General features: G+C 72.0%; 1 protein-coding gene. It reads right to left on the bottom strand.

The features are described 5' to 3' along the window. Positions 1–509, bottom strand: a 509-nt coding sequence (locus AC1DS3_RS39450; RefSeq protein WP_477129475.1) for an ATP-binding cassette domain-containing protein, incomplete at both ends; no start/stop codon positions are given.

Below are 509 nucleotides of genomic sequence, written 5' to 3'. Positions count from 1 at the left end.
CGCGCGCAGGTCGTCAAGCAGCGCCAGCACYTGTGCCTGCACGGAGACATCCAGCGCGGATACCGGCTCGTCCGCCACCAGCACGTCGGGCGACAGGGCCAGCGCACGGGCCAGGCCGATGCGCTGGCGCTGGCCGCCGGAGAACTCGTGCGGATAACGGTCGAGCGCGCTGGGATCCAGCCCTACCAGTTCGAACAGCTCGGCGGCGCGAAGGCGAGCCCGCAGCGGATGTTCCCCATGGATCAGCGGGCCCTGCGCGACCAGCTCGCCCACGCGGCGGCGTGGGTTGAGCGAACCAAACGGGTCCTGGAACACCATCTGGATGCGCCGGGCGYGCTGTCGGCGCTGCCCAGCACCGGCTGCCAGCAAATCGGCGCCATCGAGCCGCAAGCTGCCGCGATCCGGGTCGAGCAGGCCCACGAGGCAACGCGCAAGCGTGCTCTTGCCGGAGCCGCTCTCGCCCACGATGCCGAGCGCGCCGCCGCGCGGCAGCGCGAGCGATACCTGGT

The sequence above is a fragment of the Cupriavidus sp. 01L46 genome (assembly GCF_056399905.1).
The sequence above is the reverse complement of the archived record's forward strand: the minus strand, read 5'-3'. Positions and strand labels throughout refer to the sequence as shown.